At 65.3% G+C, this 4,285-nt stretch carries 3 protein-coding genes; 2 read left to right on the forward strand and 1 reads right to left on the reverse strand.

Annotation, left to right across the window (positions count from 1 at the left end; genetic code table 11):
* On the forward strand, positions 1–1,059 hold a 1,059-nt coding region (locus AB0G15_RS36120; RefSeq protein ID WP_362848916.1), incomplete at its 5' end, for an XRE family transcriptional regulator.
* Here AB0G15_RS36120 and cutA read toward each other — a convergent pair.
* Entirely contained in the window at positions 1,025–1,369 is a 345-nt protein-coding gene (cutA, locus tag AB0G15_RS36125; protein WP_362848918.1) for a divalent-cation tolerance protein CutA, read from the reverse strand. The genes AB0G15_RS36120 and cutA overlap by 35 nt on opposite strands.
* Positions 1,370–1,633: 264 nt before the next feature.
* On the opposite strand from cutA, the gene AB0G15_RS36130 reads away from it, so the two are divergent.
* Positions 1,634–4,285: tetratricopeptide repeat protein (locus AB0G15_RS36130; protein WP_362848920.1), on the forward strand; the 2,652-nt coding region annotated here is incomplete at its 3' end.

The following is a 4,285-nucleotide window of genomic DNA, read 5'->3' on the forward strand; positions in this document are numbered from 1 at the left end:
GTCGACCTTCCAACGCTGGCCTGGATCGTGGGAAGGCTGGACTCACACGTGGACCGTCGAACGATGCTCCTGCTCGCCGCCGGAATGACCGCCGAAGCCGCGGCCACCATCAGCGACCCCTGGGAGCGCCTCTCCCGCGCCCTGACCGGCCCCCAGGCCCTCGATGACGACACCATCGAGCGTCTCGAAGCGCGCACCATCGGCTTTCACCGCCTGGAGTACGTCCTTCCGGCCCGAGCCATCTACCAAGGGCTCACCACCCACATCAACGAACTCAGCACCCTGCTCCAAAGCGGACCCTCCGACCGCTTCCGCCGACGCCTGGCCGCCACCGCCGGCGAAGCCGCCACCCTCGCCTCCTGGATCGCCTGGGACCTCAAGCAGCCCGGACAGTCCGCCTCGTTCGAGCGCGTCTCGGCCCTGGCCGCCAAAGAGAGCGGGCACCAGATCATCCAGGCGTGCACCCACGCCTACAAGTCCTACGCCGTCGAAGGCCGCGCCGCCTACGAAGCCGTACGCCAGGCCCAGCAGTTCCTCCCCGCCCAGGGAGACGACGCCACCCGCGCCTGGCTGCTCAGCCGCGAAGCCGAAGAACTCGCCGCCCTCGGGGACCGCCGCGCCATCGAGGTGATGCACCAGGCCGAAGAGGCATACGGTCGAGCCCGCCCGCACCGCGAACGTGCCTGGACCCGCTTCCTGGACCCTGGCCGGATGGCCGCCTTCCAGCTCTCCACCTACGTGCGACTCGGCGATGAGCATCACGTCATCGAAGCCGGCCAGACCGCCCTGTCCGCGGTTGCTCAGGAGAGTGACCACAAGAAGACCGCGATCGTCTACGCCGACATCGCCCAGGCCCAACTCCAGATCGGCGACATTGCCGAAGGAATCACCTACGCCCGCCGAGCCCTGGAGTCCGCCCAGCGCAGCGAATCCACCTGGGGGATCGAGCACCTCGCCACCGTGGAGAAGGCCCTGGCGCCTCACACCGACCAGGCTGTCCGTGAGCTGCTCGGCGACATCGCCGCTACCCGCCGGAACGCGGGGCCGTCTCCCGTCTGATCCACTCCAGGTAGTCAGCCGTGCCGGCCACGAGTGCACTGGCGATGATCTGCGGCACCTCATAGGAGTGAAGCTCCCGCACACACCGAGCCAGATCCTCGAATCGCTCAGCGGTGGTCGTCATCAGCAACAACCACTCGCCAGAGCGCTGGACCTTCCCGGCCCACCAGTAGGTGGACTCGATCGGCGCGACGATCTGAGCCCCCGCGGCTAGCCGGAGCTTCACCACTGCCGAACAAATCTGATCGGCCTCATCGCGGCTGCTGGCAGTGACGCGGACCTCGATGCAATCCGAAGTGTTTTGGATCATGCCAACACACTGCCGAATTGTTCTCATAGGTATCAAGGGCGGCGCTCCGCGCCGCCTCGCGGCCCTGCGCCCGCTCGGCGGCCGGGCATGCGGCCTGGGGGCCGGTCCCGGCCGCCGACGGCTCCAGGCCGCGACTACATCGCTCCACCTGATGCCCGCGGTGTTGCGGTTTGATAGCGGATTTCCTTAGCAGCCAATCACTCTGCCGCACACCTCGACGATGATGTTTAAGCAGACCGGTGGCCATAAAGGAGAACACTCCTGATGAGAAACCCGCAGCGTCTCGGTGGCCGCTGGCGCAGGATCTCCCTGTGGGTGCGCCGTCATCTCCTGGTATGGATCATCACCGCTACCGCGATCAACGCCGCGCTGATCGCAGTGACCACGATGCTGATGCAACTTCCCGGTCAACGCGATTCGGTAATCACCCTAGCCGTCTTGGTAGTGCTGGCCTGCTCAGCCATCTCCGTTGCGTTGCCGGTCATCGGATACCGCATTGAAGAAGCTCACCGACAGGTCGAAGAACGCCGTCAGCATGACCAGCGCATCGCCGCTCTGCTCGCCCACAGCCACCCCGCCCGCCTTACTCTGGAGCACGTCAGCCCCGGGCAGTTAGGGGCCACCCCCACCCGATACACCCGCAGTGACAACGCCCCCTACATTCCCCGCACCTCCGACGATGAGCAGATCCGCGCCGCCCTCTCCGCGCCCGGACCACCGTTTCCGTTCGTGCTGGTATGGGGACCCACCAAAGCCGGTAAATCCCGCACCCTGGCAGAAGCCCTATACAAGGCACTACCTGCCCGCACCCAGGTTCTTCTGCCCGTTGACGGCCAAGCCCTAGCCGAGCTGGCCCATCTAGGCTTGCCTCTCATTTCCGACGGCCCAGCCCTGGTGTATCTGGATGATCTCGCCGTAGCCGACCTGGAAGCCCTGACCGCCACCGTGCTAGATGCCGTTACCGAGCGAGCGGTACTCGCGGCCACCATGACCGCCACACGCCGCAGCCAGATCCTTACCTCGGGCGGCGACATCACTCGTACCGCCCGAGCAGCCCTGGCCCGCACCCACAACCACGGCGACGGCCATGAACTGATCTTCCGTGCTCCCACTCCTGACGAGCACGCCCAAGCCATCAAGCTCTACCCAGGAGAGACTTTTCGCGGCAGCATCGCCGAAACCCTGGTCGGCGGCACCGAACTCATCGCCAAATACCGTGCCGGCCAAGACACCAACCACGCCGGCTACGCCATCGTCCAAGCCGCCATCGACGCCCGCCGTGCTGGTCTTACCCGCCCCATCACCGATACCGAACTCACCCGCCTGTTTGCGGTGTACCTACCCCGTATCCGCGCCGGAATGCCCGCCACCACAACTGCCTACCGCGACGGTCTGCACCAGTGGGCCGCCGTTCCGATCGCCTCCCAGGTCGCTCTACTCACCCCCGCCCCTGTCTCCCACACCGATACGCCAACCACAAACCCAGGATGGATAGTCCTAGACCACCTGCTATCCGCCGATGAGGGCACTCTTGCCGACTGCCCAGCCCGCCCCATCCCCGAGGAGCTGTGGGCTGAACTGATCGACCTGGTCACCCCCGCAGACGCCCACACCATCACCTACACCGCCTACCAACGTAACCAGATCACTCACGCCATCACCGCAGCCCGAAAAGCCACCACCAGTCCTGACCCCGACCATGCACCGCAGGCGGCATTCAATCTGGGAGTCCTGCTGGATGAGCAGGGTGACCCGCAAGGAGCGCAGGAGGCCTACCAACTGGCCATCAACTCCGATCACCCCGACCATGCACCGCAGGCGGCATTCAACCTGGGATTCCTGCTGGATGAGCAGGGTGATCCGCAGGGGGCGCAGGAGGCCTACCAACTGGCCATCAACTCCAGCCACCCCGACCAAGCACCGAAGGCAGCGATCAATCTGGGGAACCTGCTGTATGAGCAGGGTGATCCGCAGGGGGCGCAGGAGGCCTACCAGCTGGCCATCAACTCCGATCACCCCGACCATGCACCGCAGGCGGCATTCAATCTGGGAGTCTTGCTCAAGCAGCAGGGTGATCCGCAGGGGGCGCAGGAGGCCTACCAACTGGCCATCAACTCCGATCACCCCGACCAAGCACCGCAGGCGGCATTCAACCTGGGAGTTCTGCTGTATGAGCAGGGTGACCCGCAGGGAGCGCAGGAGGCCTACCAACTGGCCATCAACTCCAGCCACCCCGACCAAGCACCGAAGGCAGCGATCAATCTGGGGAACCTGCTGGATGAGCAGGGTGATCCGCAGGGAGCGCAGGAGGCCTACCAGCTGGCCATCAACTCCGACCACCCCGACCAGGCACCAACGGCAGCGACCAATCTGGGAGTCCTGCTGTATGAGCAGGGTGATCCGCAGGGAGCGCAGGAGGCCTACCAGCTGGCCATCAACTCCGACCACCCCGACCAGGCACCAACGGCGGCATTCAATCTGGGAGTCTTGCTCAAGCAGCAGGGTGATCCGCAGGGAGCGCAGGAGGCCTATCAACTGGCCATCAACTCCGACCACCCCGACCAGGCACCAACGGCAGCGATCAATCTGGGGAACCTGCTGGATGAGCAGGGTGATCCGCAAGGAGCGCAGGAGGCCTACCAACTGGCCATCAACTCCGACCACCCCGACCAAGCACCGCAGGCGGCATTCAACCTGGGAGTTCTGCTGTATGAGCAGGGTGATCCGCAGGGGGCGCAGGAGGCCTACCAGCTGGCCATCAACTCCGATCACCCCGACCAGGCACCGAAGGCAGCGATCAATCTGGGAGTCTTGCTCAAGCAGCAGGGTGATCCGCAGGGGGCGCAGGAGGCCTACCAGCTGGCCATCAACTCCGATCACCCCGACCATGCACCGACGGCAGCGATCAATCTGGTA

It is taken from the genome of Streptosporangium sp. NPDC023825 (genome assembly GCF_040639575.1).
Lineage (GTDB): Bacteria > Actinomycetota > Actinomycetes > Streptosporangiales > Streptosporangiaceae > Streptosporangium.

Coding starts and splice junctions, on each gene's coding strand:
- cutA (WP_362848918.1), bottom strand. CDS start 1,369: ATGATCCAAAACACTTCGGATTGCATCGAGGTCCGCGTCACTGCCAGC.